Below are 19,346 nucleotides of genomic sequence, written 5' to 3' on the forward strand. Positions count from 1 at the left end.
GGGCCTCAGGCCTCCGGATCCGCGATGATGCTGACATGGGCGGCGACGACCCGCCAGCCGGCGGGGGTGCGGACCCAGCTCTGCATCTGGCGGCCGACGCGGCCGGGCGCGCCCTCGCGGCGGAACAGGGTCGAGGCGGTGCCGAAATCGCGGCCATAGGTCGTGATCACCGTGCGCTCCAGCGCGCGGGCCAGGCCGGCCGGCGAGCGACCGGCGCGGAACGCCTGGATCTCCGCATAGCCATAGAGATTCTCGCCGGCGCCATAGCGGATCGTCGTCGGCGCCTCGAGAAACAACGCGTCGAGCGTGTCGACGTCATTGCCGACCAGAGCCTGCTCGTAGCGGGCAAAGGCCGCCTCGAGCTCCGCCCTGATCTCCGGAATATCGATCTCCATGGAAGCATTTCCCATCGCGGCACGGATCCGATCGCGTTAGCGCGCGATGGCGCCGACACGAAAGACGACAGACGTCTGGCCTATCGCGCGTCGCAGGCTATAACGGGTGCGCCATTTTTCAATATCGGCGCATCCGCGCCGAAAAAAATCCGGAGACGCCCAATGCCGCTCGATACTGCTGCCCGCTTTGCGCTGCCCGAGGACGCGGAGGCCGCGACGTTGGTCGGCCGGGTCTTCCGTCCCGACGTCGACGGCCCGTCCGTGGTCGTCCTGCGCGATGGCCAGTTGATCGACATCACCGCCTCGATCGTCACCATGCGCGATCTCTGCGAGACGCAGGATCCGGCCCGCGCCGCCGCCACCGCCGACGGCGAGTTCATCGGCAGCTTCGAGGAGATCCTCGCCAACACGCCGCTCGCCAATCGCGACCCGTCGAAGCCGTACCTGATCGCGCCGATCGACCTGCAGGCGGTCAAGGCCGCCGGCGTCACCTTCGTCGTCTCGATGCTCGAACGCGTCATCGAGGAACAGGCCCGCGGCCTGCCCGAGCGGGCCAACGCCATCCGCGCCGAGATCAACGCCACCATCGGCGACGACCTGGCGGCGCTGCGTCCCGGCTCCGAGCAGGCGGCGGCGCTCAAGAAGCTGCTGATCGAGAAGGGCATGTGGTCCCAGTATCTCGAGGTCGGCATCGGCCCCGACGCCGAGATCTTCTCGAAGGCGCAGCCGATGTCGGCGGTCGGCCACCTCGCCGAGATCGGCATCCACCCGATCTCGACCTGGAACAATCCGGAGCCGGAAGTCGTGCTGGTCGTGTCGTCGGCCGGCAAGATCATCGGCGCGACGCTCGGCAACGACGTCAACCTGCGTGACGTCGAGGGCCGCTCCGCCCTGCTGCTGTCGAAGGCCAAGGACAACAATGCCAGCGCCTCGATCGGCCCGATGATCCGCCTGTTCGACGCCTCGTTCTCGCTCGACGACGTGCGCGCCACCGAAGTGCGCCTGACCGTCGACGGCGAGGATGACGGCTTCCGCATGGACGGCTCCAGCGCCATGTCGAAGATCAGCCGCGACCCGGAAGACCTAGTCAAGCAGACGGTCGGCAAGAACCACCAGTATCCGGACGGCTTCGTGCTCTATCTCGGCACGATGTTCGCGCCGGTGCAGGATCGCGACGGCCCCGGCCAGGGCTTCACCCACAAGGTCGGCGACATCGTCACGATCAGCGCGCCGAAGCTCGGCAAGCTGTCGAACCGCGTCGTGCTCTGCCCCGATGCCGAGCCCTGGACCTTCGGCACGGCGGCGCTGATGCGCAACCTCGCCGGCCGCGGCCTGCTCTGAGCCAGGCGCACGTCGCAAACGAAAACGGCCCTCCCGCGCAGGGAGGGCCGAAGCCTTCAGGGATGGCCGCCGCGATGGCGCGAGCCTCCCGAACGGGACACGACCCGGCCAGCCGGACGAACCGGCCGCCGCGTGGCCTCAGAGCACCGCCTGCGCCACTTCCCGCTCGCTGACGCCCTCGTCGAACTGGTAGCGGTAGAGCTTCTCGTAGACGCCGCCGAGCCGGACGAGCTCCGGATGGGTGCCGACCTCGACGACGCGGCCGCGCTCGATCACCGCGATCTTGTCGGCGCTCAGGATGGTCGCCAGGCGGTGGGCGATGACGATCGTCGTGCGCCCCTCCACCAGCTTGTCGAGCGCGATCTGGATCATGTGCTCGGATTCCGAATCGAGCGCCGAGGTGGCCTCGTCGAGCAGCAGGATCGGCGCGTTCTTCAGGATGGCGCGGGCGATCGCGATGCGCTGGCGCTGGCCGCCGGAAAGCTGCACGCCGTTCTCGCCGACATTGCTCTGGAAGCCCTCGGGCAGGCCCTGGATGAAATCATAGGCGAAGGCATCGCGGGCGGCCGCCTCGACCTCGGCATCGGTCGCGCCCAGCCGGCCGACGCGGATGTTGTCGGCGACGGTGCCGGAGAACAGGAACACGTCCTGGCTGACGAAGGCGATCTGGTGCCGCAGCGAGCCGACCGAGACGGTGCGGATGTCCTGACCGTCGACGAGGACGGCGCCGCCCTCGACGTCATAGAAGCGCTGGATCAGCGACAGGATGGTCGACTTGCCGCCGCCCGAGGGCCCGACGAGCGCGAGGCGCTGGCCATGGTCAACCGACAGGTTGATGCCGCTCAGCACCGGCTCCTTCTTGCGGTAGGCGAAGCTCACATCCTGGAGCTCGATCTTGCCGCGCGTCAGCTTCAGCGACGGACGATCGTCCGCCTCCGTCAGGCTCTGCGGGTGGTCGAGAATGCCGAACATCATGCGCACGGGGATCAGGCTCTCGGCGATGCCGACATTCATGCGGGCGAGCCGCTTCGCCGGCTCGTAGGCGAGCAGCAGCGCCGTGATGAAGGACATGAACTCGCCCGGCGTCTTGCCGGCCGAGATGGTCGCCCAGCCGGCATAGAGGATGACGAGGCCGATCGAGATGCCGCCCAGCGTTTCCATCAGCGGACTGGTGCGGGCCTGCAGCTGCGCGATCTTGTTGGCGCGCTGCTCGACCGACGTCACCGCCGTGGACATGCGGCCGCGCATATGATCGCCGAGGCCGAAGGCCTTGACCATCTTGGCGCCGTGCACCGTCTCCTGGATGATCGCGATGATCTGCGTGCCGGAAACGAATTCCGCCTTGGCGATATCGCGGATGCGCTTGATCAGGCCGCCGACGAAGAAGATGGCGATCGGCGCCACCAAGAGCGCGATGATCGACATCAGCGGCGCCTGGTAGACCATGACGAAGATCAGGCCGAGCAGCGTCACGAGATCGCGGCCGAGGCTGAGGACGATGGTGTCGAGAATATTGCGGATGGCGTTCGATCCGCCCGAGATCGACATGATCAGCTCGCTCGAGGCGCGATCATTGTAGAAATCGAGGCCGAACTTCAGGCAGCGGTCATAGAAGCGCTTCTGGTTCTCCGCGACGATGCGGTTACCGATGCGGCTCTGGATGACCACCTGGCCGTAGGTCGCGAAGCCCTTGACGATGAAGATCAGCATGACGCCGAAGGACAGCACCCAGAGCATCTTGACGTTCTGGTCGACGAAAATCTGGTTGACGACGTCGCGCATGATCCAGGCGGACAGCGACGTCATCGCCGCGACGATGAACAGAAAGACGAAAGAAATCATGTAGCCGGTGCGGTGATCGCGGAAGTTGGCGCGCAGGATGCGCGCCACGACGCCGATCGTTCCCTCGTCATTGTTGACGATCGCACGGTAGAAATCGCCCCAGCGACGCAGATTGAGCTTTTTATCCTCGGGAGGAAGCGGCGTCTGGGGATGCGATTGAGCCTGGGGCTTGGTCATTTGCGCGCGGTCCGGCGTCCTGCAGACGCACGCAGACCTCTGCTCCGTCCTGTTGCTGACAGCGCCTTTTATCGGCTGCGGCGAGCGCTGTCCACAAATGCGCCCTGCGGCGGATTCGGGTCCCGGCCTTCGGTAGGGCCGAAGCGCGCCGTCTTCACCCGGTTTGCGCGGCTTCCCCTCTGGTGTTTCCCGGCCCGCCGGGGGATCGTAGGCATGTTGTTTGCAAAGCCGGTTTCGGTTTGCAAAGCCAGTCTCGGCTGGCAAAGCCATCTCGGGGCGAATTCCGCCCACCATCGGAGCGCGTCCTCCCCGGACCCTCCCCGAAAGGGATACCACCATGACGCAGCGGGCGATCCGCGGTCCCGCGCTGACCTTTCGCGGCGATCCCTTCCAGCTCCCGGCGGGCGAGGCCCTGCAGTTCTGGCCCGACGCGCTGATCCGTATCGAGGATGGTCACATCGCGAGCGTCGAGGACGCGGAGACCGGGCTGGCCAGCCTACCGGCCGGCGTGCCGCTGACGCATCATGCCGATGCGCTGATCTGCCCGGGCTTCGTCGACGCGCATGTGCATTTCCCGCAGATGCAGATGATCGGCGCCTTCGGGGCGGAACTTCTGGAATGGCTGGAGCGCTATACCTTCGTCGCCGAGCAGGACTTCGCCGACGATACGCATGCGCGCGACGTCGCGGGACGGTTCCTACGAGAGTTGCTGCGCGCCGGCACGACGACCGCCTCCGTCTACTGCACGGTGCATCCGCAATCGGTGGACGCCTTCTTCGAGGAATCCGAGCGCTTCAACACGCGGATGATCGCCGGCAAGGTGCTGATGGACCGCAACGCGCCGGCGGACCTGCTCGATACGGCCGAGACCGGCTACCGGCAGTCGAAGGCGCTGATCGAACGGTGGCACGGCCGGGGTCGCCAGCTCTACAGCATCACGCCGCGCTTCGCGCCGACCTCGACGACGGCGCAGCTCGAGGCGGCCGGCCGCCTCTGGCGCGAGCATCCCGGCACCTATGTGCAGACGCATCTGTGCGAAAATCCCGGCGAGGTCGCCTGGGTGCAGGAACTATTCCCCGAGCGCTCGAGCTATCTCGACGTCTACGACCATGCCGGCCTGACGGGTCCGCGCGCGATCTTCGGCCATGCCGTGCACATGAACGAAGAGGACTTCGCCTGCTGCCACCGCACCGGCTCGGCGCTCGCCCACTGCCCGACCTCGAACCTCTTCCTCGGCAGCGGCCTGTTCCGCATGTTCGACGCCCGGCGGATCGAGCGCCCCGTGCGCGTCGGCCTCGGCACCGACATCGGCGCCGGCACCAGCTTCTCGCAGCTGCAGTCCCTCGGCGAGGCCTACAAGGTGGCGAAGCTCGGCGGTCATGCGCTCACCGCCGAACAGGGCTTCTATCTCGCGACCCGTGGCGGCGCCGAGGCGCTTCGGCTGGAAGACCGCATCGGCCAGATCGCGCCGGGCTTCGAGGCCGATCTCGTCGTCCTCGACCTGAAGGCGACGCCGCTGCTGGAATTCCGCCTCGGCCATGCGCGCGATCTCGCCGAGACGCTGTTCGTGCTGATGACGCTCGGCGACGACCGCGCCATCCGCGCCACCTACATCGCCGGCGAGCCGGTCTATGAGCGCGACCGGGCCGAGCCCTTCGCCTATCCGGCGCCGGTTCCGCATGCGGTGGAGGGATAGTGCTGGGGCCGCGGACGCCTAGACATTGCGGATCGGCGCGTGTTCGATGCCCTTGGCGATGATCTCGCGATAGGCCTCGAAGCTCCGTTTCGGGATGCGCTTCTGGGTGTCGAAATCGACATGCACGATGCCGAAACGGCGCTCATAGCCCTGCAGCCATTCGAAATTGTCGAACAGGCTCCAGACCATGTAGCCGCGCAGGTCGACGCCGTTCTCCTTCGCCTTCAACGCCGCCTCGACGTGCCGGCGGATATAGTTGGCCCGGCGGGGATCGTTGATCGTATCGCCGTCGATCGCCTCATCGATCGGACCGAAGCCGGCGCCGTTCTCGGTGATGTAGACCGGCGGATTGCCGTATTCGTCGCGGATGCGCTCGAGCAGGCGGCGGAGATATTCCGGGCGAACCGGGCCGTTATAGGCGGCCGGCGCCGGATCGGGATTGGTCTCCATCCAGTTGATGCCGAGCGGCTTCTGCGGATCGTGGCGGACATAGGCCGGCGCATAGAAATTGACGCCGAGGAAATCGGGCTTGTTGGCCGCGAGCGTGGCGAGATCCGCCTCGGTGACGACGAAATCCGGGTTGAGCGCCTGGAACGAGTTCATCACCTCGACCGGATAGCGCCCCTTGAACAGGGCATCGAGGCACCAGCGGTTGATCACCGCGTCGCCGAGCCCCGCCGACAGGATGTCGGCCGACTTGCCGGGATTCTCCGGAATCGTCGGCATCAGCGGCAGCGCCACGCCGATCTCGCCGCGATAGCCGGCCTCGCGGAAATCGCCAATCGTTAGCGCATTGGCGAGCAGCCAGTGATGCAGCGCGATCGCCTGGCGGCCATATTGCGCGTCGGTGATGGCGAAGGGGTCGCCGACGCCCGACTTGATGTTCTCGATCATCGGCTCGATCAGGAAGAGATCGATGAACGGCTCGTTGAAGGTGATGAACTTGGTCACCTTGGCGCCGAGCGCCTCGCGCACCAGGCTCGCATACTGGCGGAACCAGCCGATCGATTCCGGGTTCGACCAGCCGCCGCGATCGTCGAGCGCCCGCGGCAGGTCCCAGTGATAGAGCGTGACAACCGGCTCGATGCCCGCTTCGAGCAGGTCGACGACGAATTGCTGGTAGTGCGCGATGCCGGCCTCGTTGACCCGCCCCACGCCGTCCGGCAACAGCCGCGCCCAGGACAGCGAGAAGCGGTAGCAATTGAGGCCGAGCTTCCGCATCAGCGCGATGTCTTCGAGATATTGCGCGCGATCATAGGCGTTGATCGCGATGTTGCCGGTTTCCTGCTTGCCGGTGACCGGCTCCGTCGCGCGATAGACGTTGGTGTAGATGTCCCAGTTCGACAGGCCCTTGCCGTCGGCCTGCCAGGCGCCCTCGACCTGATAGGCGGCGCTCGCCGCGCCCCAGAGAAACTTCATCGACCCCATGCACGACGCTCCTTTCAATGCCGCCTGCCCGACGACGGCGAGGATACGACGCTCAGAAGGCGGCATCTTTCGGGCGGAGCCCGCAGTTCCGCCCGAGCCGGCTCAGCAAGAAAGGGCGGCGATCCCCGCCGCGCCTTCAATCAGATCCGCGCCCTCGATCAGCTCCGTGCCTTGGCGCCGCGGCCATAGATCAGCAGCATCGTGATGATGACGCAGCCATAGATCACCTGGCGGCCGGCCTCCGGCATCTGCATCACCGAGAGGATCGACTGCAGCAGCGTGATCAGGATGACGCCGGCGATGGTGCCGAGATAATTGCCGCGCCCGCCGAGGATGTTGGTGCCGCCCAGAACCACCGCGGCGATCGCCGGCAGCAGATAGGCGTCGCCCATGTTCTGGTAGGCCTTGTTGGAATAGCCGGCGAGCAGCACGCCGGCGAAGGCGGCCATGGCGCCGGAAAAGGCGAAGCAGCCGATCAGCACGCGATTGGTGTTGACGCCGGAGAGATAGGCGGCAGATTCGCGATTTCCGACCGCATAGACCGCGCGGCCGAACGCCGTGCGCTTCAGGACATAGATGACGAAGAGGCCGACCAGCGCCCAGACGAACAGCGCATTCGGGATCCCGAACAGGGTGCGCTGCACCGCCATGAAATGCATCGCCCGGGTCGCCTGGTCGAGCGGCGCGAAGCCGCCGGTGTGGAGCACCATCAGCCCCTGCACGACGGCGTTCATGCCGAGCGTGAAGATCATCGACGGCAGCCGCAGATAGGCGACGCCGAGGCCGTTCAGCGTACCGATGAAGGCGCCGCAGAGCACGCCGAAGGGAATGCAGAGCCAGACGCCCGCCGGCCCGCCCCAGCCGACCATGGCCGTCGCCATCATCGCGCCCAGCGTCACCACCCAAGGGATCGACAGGTCGATATGGCCGAGCAGGATCACCATCATTGCGCCGGACGCGATGATGCCGAGAAAGGCTCCGACCTGCAGCTGCTGCAGCAGATATTCCGGCGACAAGAAAGCGGGCGAATAGAGCGCGCCGCCGGCGAGGATCAAAAGGATGCAGCCGAAGGCGATCGCGACCGAGCGATCGATGCCGAAGCGTCCGGCCAGGCTCGGGCCCTTGATGGCCCCCGTTTCGACGCCGGTCACGTGAACAGCTCCAGTCGGTTGCGGATGCGCAGGATGCGGAAGGCGCCGAGGCTGACCGCGAAGAGCAGCACGACGCCCTGGAACAGGGGCTGCCAGAGCGGCGGCAGGTCGAAGACGAACAGGAGATCCTCGATCGTGCGGAGCACGAAGGCGCCGAAGATCGAGCCGATGGCCGAGCCCCAGCCGCCGAACAGCGAGGTTCCGCCGATGACGACGGCCGCGATCGAGTTCAGCGTGTAGGTGCCGGCGATCGGCGCCGACGCTTCGCCCGAATAGGTGTTGAAGGTCAGCATCAGCCCGCCGACCGAGGCGAGCAGGCCGGCGAGCGTATAGGCGAGCAGCTTCGCCCTCTGCACCGGCACGCCGGACATGTAGGCGGCCTGCTCGTTCGAGCCGACGGCATAGGCGGCGCGCCCGAGCACGGAGCGGCGATAGGGGATCCAGACCACCAGCACGACGACGGCGAGCACGACCAGCGCCGCCGGCACCACGCCGAACACCTGGCCGGTGAGCAGGTCCGCGATGTCGGACTGCACGTCGCCGCCGGGGCTCGGGCGGACGAACAGGGCGATGCCGTAATAGACCGCGCCCGTCGCGAGCGTCGTGATGATCGGCTGCAGCCGCCCCCAGACGACGATGGCGCCGTTGATGAAGCCCGCCAGCGCGCCGATCAAAAGCACGGCGGCGACACCGAGCAGGCCCTCGCCGATCGTGCCGACCGCGATCGCGGAGGCGATGCAGTTGGTCATGACGAACACCATGCCGACCGAGAGGTCGAGGCCGCGCGTCAGCACCGGCAGGGTCTGCGCCATGGCGACCAGCGCCAGCAGCACCGCCTTGTTCGCCGCCGTGGTGGCGACGGCCGGCGTCAGCCCGGCGCTGTGGTTCGAGACGTAGAGCGCGAACATGACGACGAACAGGGTCGCCGCCGTCAGCACGCCCGCATTGTGGGAGATCCAGTACCGCCAGTTGCCCTTCGCGCCGGTGCTCATGCCGCCTTCTCCGCCGCGTCGATGTTGAGGGCGCTCTGCAGCAGGTTCCGCTCGGTGAGCGCGTCGCCGGCGAGCTCGCGACGAATGCGGCCGTCATAGACGACGAGCACGCGGTCGCAGCAGCCGATCAGCTCGGCATAATCGGTCGAATAGAACAGGATCGAGGCTCCCTGGTTCGCCAGCTCGCGCATCAGGCGATAGATCTCCTGCTTGGTGCCGACGTCGATGCCGCGCGTCGGATCGTTCAGGAGGATGATGCCGGGCTCCGTCATCAGCCATTTGGCCAGGACGACCTTCTGCTGATTGCCGCCCGACAGCGACGAGACCGACGCCTCGAGACTGGGCGTCTTCACCCGAAGCCTTTCGACCATGACGTCGACGGCGGCATTTTCCTTGTCGGCATCGATGCCGAAGGCGCCGAGCAGGCGCGGCAGCGCGGCGAGCGTCATGTTGTCCCGCACGCTCATCGGCAGCATCAGGCCTTCGGTCTTGCGATCCTCGGGGATCAGCGCCATCGGCAGCGGCGCGCGCATCGCCCGGCGCGGACCCTCGAGCGGGATCGGCTTGCCGTTGACCGAGACCGAGCCCGAAACGCCCTTCAAGACGCCGAACAGGCCGAGCAGCAATTCGCGCTGCCCCTGGCCATCGAGGCCGCCGAGCCCGACGATCTCGCCCTTGCGGAGCTCGAACGACACGTCCTGGATCTCGCGGCCCCAGGAAAGGTTCGACGCGGCGAGCGCCACCGGCGCGTCCGTCCGCGGCGCGGGCTTGTCCGGATACTGGTGCGTCACCTCGCGGCCGATCATCATCTGGATGATCGCGTCGACGGAACGGTCGCCCTTCTTGAAAGTCTCGATCTTGCGGCCGTTGCGGAACACGGTGGCGGTATCGGCCAGCGCCTCGATCTCGCGCATGCGGTGCGAGACGTAGAGGATGCCGACGCCCGACGCCTTCAGCTCGCGAATGATGCCGTAGACTCGCTCGACGTCGTCGGCGGTGAGCGCCGAGGTCGCCTCGTCGAGGATCAGGATGCGCGGGTCGCGGCCGAGCGCCTTGGCGATCTCGACCATCTGGCGGCGCGACAGCGGCAAGTCACGCACGAGTTCGAGGGGGTGCACGTCCTCGCAGCCGACGCGCTTCAGCAGCGCGCGGGCGCGATCGCGCTGGGCGCTGGCGTTGATCATGCCGCCCCATTTCGGCGGATCGACGATGGAGAGATTGTCGGCGACCGTCATTTCCGGCAGCAGCGACAATTCCTGGAACACGCAGACGACGCCGGCGCGCATGGCCTCGGTCGGGTTGCGAAAGCGGACCGGCCGGCCCTCGATCAGCACCTCGCCCTCGCTCGGGTCGATGACGCCGGAGGCGATCTTGATCAGCGTCGACTTGCCGGCGCCATTCTCGCCCAGCACCGCCTGGATCTCGCCCGGATAGGCGGAAAAATCGACCTCGGTGAGCGCGGCGATGCCGCCATAGCGCTTCGAGACGCGCTTCAGTTCGAGATAAGGCTTCCGATCGGACAAGGCATCGACCCACGCGAGAAGAATCGGAACCGGCCGGCGGGCACGAAGCCCGCCAGCCGGAAAGAATGACGATTACTGGTTCTCTTTGGTCTGCCCCATGATTTCCTGGGCCGTGAAGTTGATGCCACAGCTCGGGAAGGCGTTGCCGACGAAGAAGTTGTCGGATTCCTTGGAGTAGAAGTTCACGCCGTCCTTGAAGTCCGGATCCTTGTCGATGGCGAGCGGCAGCTCGATCGACTGCGGCACGACATTGCCTTCCAGCGCCTCGATCGCCGTCTTGATGGCGACCGCGACCTGGGCCGGGCCAGAACCGGCCGAGACGCACTTCAGGCCGTCGCCCGTATGCTCGGCGCAGAGCTTGCGGAAGCCGTTCTCGGTCTCGCCGCCGACGGGCACGAAGGGATGGCCGGCATCCATCAGCGCCCGGACCGTGCCGGTCGAGCCGCCCTGAACGGTGACGCCGTCAAACTTCTTGTGCACGGCGACGGCATCGGCCGTCACCTTCTGCGCCGTGCCGTCGTCCCAGCGGCCGATGACCTCGACGGTCTCGAACTTCTTGCCGGACTTGCCCAGCACTTCCTGGATGCCTTCATGGCGGTCGCGATCGACCGAGGTGCCGGTGACGCCGCGCACTTCGAGCAGCTTGCCGCCCTCGGGCAGGTGGTCGACCATCCACTGGCCCCAGAGCTCGCCGAGGCCCTTCTGGCTAACGTTGACGTTGATCGCCTCGTCGGTGTCGAGCGTGTTGTCGAAGGCGACGAGCACGACCCCGGCCGCCTTGGCGCGCTTGATCACCGGCTTGAAGGCAGTCGGGTTCTGGGCGTTGACGACGATCGCGTCATAGCCGGAATTGATGAAGTTATCGACGGCGGCGATCTGCGCGGCGACGTCGTCACCGGTCGAGACGACCTTGAATTCCTTCAGCTTCGCCTTGACGTCCGGCTGCTCGGCATAGGCCTTGGCCGTCTGGATCATCTGGATGCGCCAAGTATTGCCGATGAAACCATTGGCGAGTGCGACCCGGTACGGACCTTCCTTCTTCGGGAACTTGAAGAACTTGGTGTCCGCCGTCCACGGCTTGAAGCAGTTGGGATCGTTGCTGGGCCCCGAGACGATCTCGGGACCGGCGGCATGCGCCGCCGTTGCGAGGGCGCCGACAGCGATCGTCGTCGCCAGAAGCTGACGAATAAGCTTCACCATGTTGTATCCTCCCTAGATAGTCCTGATGGACCCTTTAGCCGGCTTCCGCACGATGGGCGGACGCTCGCTTCTCCTCCGCCACCCTCGAGCTATTCTGTCTCGAGCGAACGTCGCGATCCCTATTCCTGAGATATATGAGTTTGTTAATGGGTCGCGATGCCTCGTGCACGCAAAATGCGTCTTGCCGGCCTCTACGTCCAGAACTTCTTCACAGGGATTATCCCTACGGAGGGTTGAGCGCTTTACTTCACCTCCATCGACGGCAGGTTACCTGCGATTGTCCATTCTCCGGAGACAGCCTTATTCTGGCGGAGGCGGTTGAGTTCCGATCGAAGTAGGCCATTTTCGAGCCCAACACATTCGATGGAGAGAACATCATGGATCTCAAGCTCGGTGGCTTCCACCACCTCACGGCGATCACGGCGGATGCGCCCGGCAATCTCGCCTTCTACACCCGGGTTCTCGGCCTTCGGCTGGTGAAGAAGACCGTCAACCAGGACGACACCAGCGCCTATCATCTGTTCTATGGCGACGGCGAGGCGACGCCAGGTTCCGACATCACCTTCTTCGACTGGCCGGTCGGCCCCGCCCGGCGCGGCACGCATTCGATCGTCCGCACCGGCTTCCGCGTCGACGGCAACAGCCTCGGCTGGTGGCGCGATCACCTGCGCGCACAGGGCGTGGCGACCGGCGACGTCGTCGATGTCGGCGGCCGGCAGGGCCTCGTCTTCGAGGATCCGGAGGGCCAGCGCCTGTCGCTGGTCGACAATGGCCCTGTCACCGCCGCCCGTCCCTGGGAGCGCAGCCCCGTGCCGGCCGAGCACCAGATCCTCGGCCTCGGGCCGATCACGATGAGCGTGCGCGACCTGGCGCCGACGGAGATGGTGCTGACCCGCGTCCTGCACATGAAGAAGGTGCGCGACTACCCGCAGAGCGCCATCTCGGCGAACCAGGTGCATGTCTACCAGATGGGCGAAGGCGGCCCGCAGGCGGAGCTGCATGTCGTGGTCGAACCGGACGCGCCGACGGCGCGCGAGGGCGCCGGCGGCGTGCATCACGTCGCCTTCCGCACGCCGGACTATGACAGTTTGCGGCTCTGGGCCGAGCGGGTGCGGGATTTCCGCATCGGCTCCAGCGGCGAGGTCGAACGCTACTATTTCCGCTCGCTATATTTCCGCGAGCCGAGCGGCGTGCTGTTCGAGATCGCCACGGACGTCCCCGGCTTCACCGCCGACGAGCCGCTGGAGACGCTCGGCGAACATTTGTCGCTGCCGCCCTTCCTCGAAGGCCGGCGCCAGTCGATCGAAGACAATCTGAAGCCGCTCTGACGGCAGAAACGAGACGACATGACCCTTGAAAGGACGCGGGGCTCCGGCCCGCATGCCGACCAGCGCATCCTCCACGCCGGCGCGCCGCTCGTCAGCGCGCGCGGCGCGGTGATCACGCTGCACGGACGCGGCGCCTCGGCCGACGACATCATTGGCCTCGCCGACCATCTCGGCCAGGACGACATCGCCTATTTCGCCCCCCAGGCGGCCGGCTCGGTCTGGTATCCGCAGCGCTTCCTGGAGCCGCGGGCGCTGAACGAGCCGTGGCTCGGCTCGGCGCTCGGCGTGGTGCACGCGCTCGTCGACGACATCGTCGGGCACGGCATCGCGCGGGAGAAGATCGTCCTGCTCGGCTTCTCGCAGGGCGCCTGCCTGGCGCTGGAAGCCGTCGCCCGCAAGCCGGGCCGCTATGGCGGCGCGGTCGGCCTCAGCGGCGGCCTGATCGGCGCGGAGGGCGAGCTCTGGGATGGCGGCGACGATCTCGACGGGACGCCGGTCCTGCTCGGCTGCGCCGAGCGCGACTTCCACATCCCGATCGAGCGCGTCGAGGAATCGGCGACGCGCTTCGCCAAGGCCGGCGCGCTGGTGACGACGCGGATCTACCAGGGCTCGGCGCATGGCGTGAACGCCGACGAGATCGCGCTGACGACGGCGATGCTCGACCAGCTCGGCGAGCTCGCCTGAGAGGACCCCCACCCCTATCCTCTCCCGCTCGCGGGAGAGGGAGATCGCCTGCGCGTGCCGTTTCGCTTCCAGGCCGATGACAAACGCTGGCCAAAGCCCTCTCCCGTTCGCGGGAGAGGGTTGGGTGAGGGACTTTCCGAGTGAGACGAGCTCACCCGGCCGCAGCCGGACAATCAGGCCGGCGTGATCCGAAAATCCTTGCTCTCCGGCAGGGTCTGGCCGCCGTCGACGACGATGGTCGTGCCGGTGATGTAGGCGGATTCCTCCGAGGCCAGGAACAGCGCCGCGTTGGCGATGTCCTCCGGCGTGCCGAGACGGCCGAGCGGGATTGATTCCTCCATCCCCTTGATGAAGGCGGCGCTGCGGCCGGCCTTCATGCCCTCGGTCAGGATATTGCCCGGCTCGATGCCGTTGACGGTGATGCCGTAGCCGGCGAATTCCAGCGCCGCCGCCTTGATAAAGCCGTTGATGCCAGCCTTGGAGGCCGAGTAGTGGCCGTGGCCGGGGCTGGTCACGCGCGGGCCGGTGATCGACGAGGTGAAGACCATCCGGCCATAGCCCTTCGCCCGCATCGCCGGCAGCGCGGCGCGCGCCACCAGGAAGGTGCCCCGCAGATTGACGCCCATCACCGCGTCCCATTCCTCCGGCTCGATGTTCTCGATCAGCGTCCAGGGATAGATGCCGGCGTTCTGGACGACGATGTCGAGGCCGCCGAAATGCGTCACCGCCTCGGCAACGGCGCGTTCGGCATCCGCCTTCTGCGAGATGTCGGTCTCGATGAAACGCGCCTTCCCCTCGCCTCCGAGCGATTGCGCGAAAGCCTTGCCGGCCTCGACCTCGGTATCGGCGATGACGACGCGGGCTCCCTCAGCGACGAAGCGCGCCACGATGCCGCCGCCGATGCCGCGCGCCCCGCCGACGACGAGGGCGGAGCGCCCGGCAAGACGTTGAGACGCAGTACTCATCAGGCGAGCCTCTTTCGGATACCGAGTTTCATGGTGTCGAGCAGAACGGCCACGAGGACCATGCCGCCCTGGATCAACTGGGTGAAATGGGCGGGCATGCCCATCAGGTTGATCGCAGTCTGGATGGAGGCGAGCAGCAGCACGCCGGCATAGACGCCGGGCAGGCTGCCGACGCCGCCCTTCAGGCTGACGCCGCCGATGACGACCGCCGCGAAGGTCTGGAACAGCATGCCGACGCCGAGATTGGCGGTGGCGCCGGAGGTGCGGATGGCGAGCAGCCAGCCGGCGAGACCGGCGATCGAACCGGCGAGCACGAAGGTCGTCGCCGTCAGCCGGTCGACCTTGATGCCGGCGCGATAGGCCGCCGTCGGATTGCCGCCGATCATCAAGAGGTGGCGGCCGAACGGCGTGCGGTTCAGGATGAAGGCGAAGACGAGCGTCGCGATGATCGCGATCCAAGCCATCAGCGGGATCTGCAGGAAACGCTCGACCGCGAGGAAGCGGAGCTCGGAGGGCAGCTCCTGCGCCGAACGGCCGCCGGACAGCGCGACGACGAGGCCGCGGCCCCAGATATAGGCGGCGAGCGTGACGATGAAGGAATTCATCTTCAGCCGGACCACGAAGAAGGCGTTGCTCGCCCCGACGATGGCGCCGACCGAAAGCGCGATGGCGAGCGAGATCGGCACGACGAGCCAGGCCGGCGTGAAGCCGAAGCCGAGGCCGACGCCGGATTTCGCGAACAGGATGCCGACCACCATGGCGGCGAGCGCCATCACCGATTCGATGGAAAGGTCCATGTAGCCGGCGATGATCAGAAGCGACAAGCCGATCGCCAGCGTGCCGACGAAGGTGGACTGCTCGACGATGTTGGCGAAGATACCGATCTGGAAATAGTTCGGGATCGTCAGCGAGAACAGCACCAGCACGACGAAGAGAATGAACCAGACGAGATGATCGAGGACGAACTCGATCGCGGCCCGGCGATTGGACGAGACCATGGAACGGCTCCGGGGTGTTGCGACGATGGCGGACGGTCTTCAGGCGCGGCACGGCCGCCTGGAACGCCCCGACGCCATCGGCGGATAGCCGACGACGGCGCGGGGAGCGCCGTCCCGGCGGCGAGGCCGGGACGGCAGGTTCGATCCGATCGTTACTCGACCGACTTCACCGGTGCTTCCGGGGTCTTCATGTTGCCCCAGAACCGCGGATCGTCGACGTTCGCCTTGGTGATGGCGGCGCCCGGGATCTTGATGTTCGGACCCCATTCCTCGTTCGTCACGACGCCTTCGAGACCGAGCACGTCATAGGTGCCGGGCTTGATCTCCTGCTTGTTGACGACCTTGTCGGCGAACATGGCGAGGGCTGCGGCCTGGGCGAACAGCGGCTGCTCGACCTCGACCTGCTGCCAGCCCTTGCGGATCAGGTCGAGACCGACCGGCGCGCCGTTCGACGAGACGAGCAGGACGTCGCCCGGCTTCTTGCCGGCCGCTTCGAGCGACGCGACGGCGGCGACCGAGAGATGCGCGGCATGCACGAAGATCAGGTCGATGTCGGGATTGGCGAGAAGCTGGTCGGCGACGATCGAGCCGGCGTTCGAGGCTTCCCACTGCATGGCCGGCTTGGAGATGATCGTAACGTCCGGGAACGCCTTCAGCTTCTCTTCAAAACCCTTCTGGATGTCGAGCGTGTAGGGATCGCCGGGGTCGCCCAGCACCTGCAGCACCTTGCCCTTGACGCTGCCGTTCTTCTCCTTGAGCAGGCGCTCGATCTCGGCGGCCGCGACATGGCCGATCTCGACCGTGCCGGCGACCGAGGTCAGGTCGCTCTTGGTCGAGGTGATCTGGCGGTCGAACTGCATCACCGGGATGCCGGCGGCGCGGGCCGCCTCGATCTGCGGCTTCAGGGCATTGAAATCGACGGCGGCGAGCACGATCGCCGACGGCTTCAGGGCGATGACGTCGTTCATCTGGCCCTGCTGCACGTCCGTCTTGTTGTCGGCGTTGAGCGCGACGGTCTCGTAGCCGACGTCCTTCATGAACTTGGTGATCGCGGTCACCGATCCGGTCTGGAATTCGTCCAGCAGCGTCGGCACCAGATAGTAGACCTTGCCCTTGTCGGCGGCCCACGCGGCCGGCGTCAGGAAGGTTGCGGCGCCGAGCACGACGGCTCCCGCCAGGACACCCATCAAACGCTTCATCTTGCTGTTCCCTTCGTTCTTGTCGTTCAGTCTGGAAGTCCGGATGAGCTGTTTAGCCAGCTCTATCCCGCGTGCTGGGCTTGGCCATTGTCCTGGCCGGTATTCCGCGCGCGGCCGCCCAGAGCCTCGCCGGTAATCAGTTGCACGATGTCGTCGGCCGACGTGTCCGCGCGGCGCACGTCGCCCGCCACCGTGCCTTGCCGGATCACCACCATGCGATCCGCGACCTGGAAGGCCTGGCTCATGATGTGGGTGATGAAGATGACGCCGATTCCCTGGTCGGCGATGCGGCGGATCAGTTCCAGGCCGCGCCGGGTCTGCTCGACGCCGAGCGCCGCGAAGGGCTCGTCGAGCAGCACCAGTTTGCCGCCCCAATGGACGAAGCGGTTCAGCTCGATCGCCTGGCGCTGGCCGCCGGAGAGATGCTCGACATTGGTCCGGAGCGACGGGATCTTGGTGCCGGCCGCGGCCATCGCCTTGGCGACAACCTCTTCCATCGCCTTTTCCTGCAGCACCGGAACGCCGAAATACTTCTTCACGATCTCCCGGCCCATGAAGAAATTCGCCACCACGTCGACATTGGTGCAGAGCGAGAGGTCCTGGTAGACGGTCTCGATGCCCGCCGCCTTGCCGTCGGCCGGCGAGGTGAAGTGACGCTCGGCGCCGTCATAGATCACGTGTCCCGAGCTCGGCTCGAGGCCGCCCGAGATGATCTTCACCAGCGTCGACTTGCCGGCGCCGTTGTCGCCGAGCAGCGCCACGACCTCGCCGCGCCGGATGTCGAACGAGATGTCGCGCAAGGCCTGGATCGCGCCGAAGCTCTTGGAGATGTTCTGGAGCCGCAGGAGCGGGGCTTCTTCAGTCATGCAGCTACCTCTTTCTTGGTCGGACCGGTCATGATCGGATCGCGCTCGGTCCGCTCCTCCTCCCCGGCGAACAGGAGGCCGAAGCGCGGCGACAGCGCAGCGGAAATGGCGAGCGAGGCGGAACCGCGCATCACGGCATCCTTGCCTTCGGTCGAAAGCAGCAGCCGGGGCGAGGTGCGGCCGCTGCGCTCGGCGACGGAATGCATCAGCGGCTCGGTGGCGGCGAACAGCCGCTCGAGCAGTGCCTCGGGCACGAAGCCCGAGATGACGATGCCGTCCGGATCGAACAGGTTCTCGATCGTCGCGATGGCGCGCCGAAGCACCGGCGCGGTCTCGGCGATCCAGGTGTCGACGATCTTGGGATGCTGCTCCAGCGCCGTCTCGACGCGCGCCGAGGGATCGATCGCCTTGAGCCGTCGGTCCAGCGCCTCCTGCGAGACATAGCGCTCCAGGCAGCCGCGATTGCCGCAGGGACAGAGATCGCCGTCCGGCACGATCGGGATGTGGCCGATCTCGCCGGCATTGCCATGGGCGCCGAGCAGCACGCTGCCGCCATGCACCATGGCGCCGCCGAAGCCGACGCCGACATAGAGGTAGTAGAACGAGCTCAGGTCGCGACCGAGGCCATAGAGGCGCTCGCCGAGCGCGGCGGCGCTGGGCTCCGTGCCGCAGAAGGCGGGAAGGCCCGTCGCCGCCGTCAGGCGCTCGACCACCGGCACGCCCTTCCAGCCCTCCAGCGTCGTCGGGCCGACGAAGCTCATGGAATCGACGTCCGTCGGTCCCGGCATGGCGACGCCGATGCCCAGCATCCGCCCGCCCGGCCGGAGCGCCCGCATCTCGTCGATCAGCGTCTCGAACACGGCGAAGGTCTCGTCCGGCGATACCGGCGCGAAGGCGTGGTAGCGGCTGCCGACGATGTCGCCGGCGAGGTTGACCAGCGCCGCGCCGACGCCGATCGGCGTCGCATGCAGGCCGATGGCGAAGCCGCCTTCCGGATCGAGCGTCAGCGTGGTGCGCGGCAGGCCCCGCCCCTTCGGTGCCTCGCGCGAGCCCTTGACGAAGCCCCGCTCCTCCAGCTCGCGGATGATGGTGGAGACGGTCTGTACGGTCAGCCCGACCTTGCGCGCGATGTCGCCCCGGGCGATCGGCGCCTCGAGCCGGATGGTCTCCAGCACGATCCGGCGGTTGTAGGGCCGCCCGAGCTCCTGATTTGTACCGCGCAGGGCCATCGTCGCTCCAGGTTCCGTTCCCCCGACGTTAGCCCAACGATTTATTCAGTCAAATGGATTTATATAATCGGCGACGCTGCGGCAGCGGAGCGCCGGAAGGCTGTGCAGTTCATGGGGACATCCGGTGTCTAAGGGATCGGAAAAGCCTGTGCGCAGGCTGTGGGTTGCCTGTGAATTACCTATGGGCAACCTGTGGGCAGCCTGTGGGTAACTTTGCGTCAGGTTCTGATGTCAGCCATGGAACCGCAGCCTGAACCCTCCCCTTGAGGGCGGGTCAAGACCGCCTGCTGGCGGTCTTGGGGAGGGGTTTGTTCGTCGGGTCGCGGCAAGCG

General features: G+C 66.7%; 16 protein-coding genes. 4 read left to right on the top strand and 12 right to left on the bottom strand.

Annotation, left to right across the window (positions count from 1 at the left end; translation table 11 throughout):
• Window positions 1-5: 5 nt before the first annotated feature.
• Entirely contained in the window at window positions 6-395 is a 390-nt protein-coding gene (gene hpxZ / locus K32_RS19945; protein WP_201401181.1) for an oxalurate catabolism protein HpxZ, read from the bottom strand.
• Between the two features lie 162 nt (window positions 396-557).
• Between hpxZ and K32_RS19950 the strand changes: the two genes are divergently transcribed.
• Window positions 558-1,736 (top strand): fumarylacetoacetate hydrolase family protein, encoded by a 1,179-nt coding sequence (locus K32_RS19950; protein WP_201401182.1) that lies wholly within the window; start codon window positions 558-560, stop codon window positions 1,734-1,736.
• A 138-nt stretch (window positions 1,737-1,874) separates the two neighbouring features.
• Here K32_RS19950 and K32_RS19955 read toward each other — a convergent pair whose 3' ends face one another.
• The gene (locus tag K32_RS19955) at window positions 1,875-3,755 is read right to left on the bottom strand and encodes an ABC transporter ATP-binding protein (RefSeq protein ID WP_201401183.1); all 1,881 of its coding nucleotides are present in this window, start codon (window positions 3,753-3,755) and stop codon (window positions 1,875-1,877) included.
• Between the two features lie 337 nt (window positions 3,756-4,092).
• Here K32_RS19955 and guaD point away from each other — a divergent pair, with 337 nt between their 5' ends.
• Window positions 4,093-5,451 carry a guanine deaminase gene (gene guaD / locus K32_RS19960; protein ID WP_201401184.1) on the top strand — a complete coding sequence of 453 codons (1,359 nt, stop codon included), beginning with the start codon at window positions 4,093-4,095 and terminating at the stop codon, window positions 5,449-5,451.
• Window positions 5,452-5,469: 18 nt separating this feature from the next.
• Here the strand turns inward: guaD and K32_RS19965 are convergent, their stop codons facing one another.
• The 5 genes from K32_RS19965 to K32_RS19985 all read right to left on the bottom strand — a co-directional run bounded on the left by K32_RS19965 (window position 5,470) and on the right by K32_RS19985 (window position 11,745).
• On the bottom strand, window positions 5,470-6,879 hold the full coding sequence (locus tag K32_RS19965) for a glycoside hydrolase family 1 protein (protein ID WP_201401185.1): 1,410 nt from the start codon (window positions 6,877-6,879) through the stop codon (window positions 5,470-5,472).
• Window positions 6,880-7,037: 158 nt separating this feature from the next.
• Entirely contained in the window at window positions 7,038-8,030 is a 993-nt protein-coding gene (locus tag K32_RS19970; protein ID WP_201401186.1) for an ABC transporter permease, read from the bottom strand.
• The gene (locus K32_RS19975; protein ID WP_201401187.1) at window positions 8,027-9,022 is read right to left on the bottom strand and encodes an ABC transporter permease; all 996 of its coding nucleotides are present in this window, start codon (window positions 9,020-9,022) and stop codon (window positions 8,027-8,029) included. Before K32_RS19975 ends, K32_RS19970 begins: the two co-directional genes overlap by 4 nt.
• A complete protein-coding gene (locus K32_RS19980) occupies window positions 9,019-10,545 on the bottom strand; it encodes a sugar ABC transporter ATP-binding protein (protein WP_201401188.1) in 1,527 nt (508 codons plus the stop codon). The genes K32_RS19975 and K32_RS19980 overlap by 4 nt, the downstream gene beginning before the upstream one ends.
• A 72-nt stretch (window positions 10,546-10,617) precedes the next feature.
• Window positions 10,618-11,745 carry a sugar ABC transporter substrate-binding protein gene (locus tag K32_RS19985; RefSeq protein ID WP_201401189.1) on the bottom strand — a complete coding sequence of 376 codons (1,128 nt, stop codon included), beginning with the start codon at window positions 11,743-11,745 and terminating at the stop codon, window positions 10,618-10,620.
• A 377-nt stretch (window positions 11,746-12,122) separates the two neighbouring features.
• On the opposite strand from K32_RS19985, the gene K32_RS19990 reads away from it, so the two are divergent.
• Both K32_RS19990 and K32_RS19995 read left to right on the top strand, forming a co-directional pair.
• Window positions 12,123-13,073, top strand: coding sequence for a ring-cleaving dioxygenase (locus tag K32_RS19990; protein WP_201401190.1), 951 nt, complete (start codon window positions 12,123-12,125; stop codon window positions 13,071-13,073).
• Window positions 13,074-13,091: 18 nt separating this feature from the next.
• Window positions 13,092-13,757, top strand: a complete 666-nt coding sequence (locus tag K32_RS19995; RefSeq protein ID WP_201401191.1) for an alpha/beta hydrolase — start codon at window positions 13,092-13,094, stop codon at window positions 13,755-13,757.
• Window positions 13,758-13,930: 173 nt separating this feature from the next.
• Here the strand turns inward: K32_RS19995 and K32_RS20000 are convergent, their stop codons facing one another.
• The 5 genes from K32_RS20000 to K32_RS20020 form a co-directional block, all read right to left on the bottom strand.
• Window positions 13,931-14,722: an SDR family oxidoreductase gene (locus K32_RS20000; RefSeq protein WP_201401192.1), complete on the bottom strand. Its 792-nt coding sequence runs from the start codon at window positions 14,720-14,722 to the stop codon at window positions 13,931-13,933.
• Window positions 14,722-15,720: an ABC transporter permease gene (locus K32_RS20005; RefSeq protein ID WP_201401193.1), complete on the bottom strand. Its 999-nt coding sequence runs from the start codon at window positions 15,718-15,720 to the stop codon at window positions 14,722-14,724. Before K32_RS20005 ends, K32_RS20000 begins: the two co-directional genes overlap by 1 nt.
• A 152-nt stretch (window positions 15,721-15,872) precedes the next feature.
• The gene (locus K32_RS20010; RefSeq protein WP_201401194.1) at window positions 15,873-16,919 is read right to left on the bottom strand and encodes a sugar ABC transporter substrate-binding protein; all 1,047 of its coding nucleotides are present in this window, start codon (window positions 16,917-16,919) and stop codon (window positions 15,873-15,875) included.
• Between the two features lie 62 nt (window positions 16,920-16,981).
• Entirely contained in the window at window positions 16,982-17,785 is an 804-nt protein-coding gene (locus K32_RS20015) for an ATP-binding cassette domain-containing protein (RefSeq protein ID WP_201401195.1), read from the bottom strand.
• Window positions 17,782-19,014, bottom strand: coding sequence for an ROK family transcriptional regulator (locus K32_RS20020; RefSeq protein ID WP_201401196.1), 1,233 nt, complete (start codon window positions 19,012-19,014; stop codon window positions 17,782-17,784). The genes K32_RS20015 and K32_RS20020 overlap by 4 nt, the downstream gene beginning before the upstream one ends.
• Window positions 19,015-19,346: the final 332 nt, after the last annotated feature.

Source organism: Kaistia sp. 32K (genome assembly GCF_016629525.1).
Classification (GTDB): Bacteria; Pseudomonadota; Alphaproteobacteria; order Rhizobiales; family Kaistiaceae; genus Kaistia.